Origin of the sequence: Pseudomonas sp. SIMBA_067 (assembly GCF_046534675.1) — a bacterium.
GTDB lineage: Bacteria > Pseudomonadota > Gammaproteobacteria > Pseudomonadales > Pseudomonadaceae > Aquipseudomonas > Aquipseudomonas putida.
This window is the reverse complement of the sequence record NZ_JAWRYH010000359.1, coordinates 1-276: the sequence shown is the minus strand read 5'-3', so window position 1 is coordinate 276 and position 276 is coordinate 1. Positions and strand designations below refer to the sequence as shown.

At 54.0% G+C, this 276-nt stretch carries 1 protein-coding gene; it reads right to left on the bottom strand.

Features of this window, described 5'->3' with window-relative positions; translation table 11 throughout:
- A partial coding sequence (locus tag SB765_RS29430) for an FAD-dependent oxidoreductase (protein WP_410932460.1) occupies positions 1-276 on the bottom strand: 276 nt, incomplete at both ends.

Here is a 276-nt window from a genome sequence, read left to right as displayed (position 1 = left end):
GTCATAGGCCGCCGACGCCAGGCTCGGATAACCAATCACGTCGCCCACCGCGTAAACGTGTGGCTGTGCGGTCTGATACATGCTGTTGACCTTCAGCTGTCCGCGGCTGTCAGTTTCTAGCCCAATGTTCTGTAACGCCAGCGAATCGGTATTACCGGTGCGACCGTTGGCATAGAGCAGGCAGTCAGCTTTCAGTTTTTTACCCGACTTCAGATGCATGATCACACCATCGTCACAGCCTTCGATCTTCTCGTACTCTTCGTTGTGACGAATCAC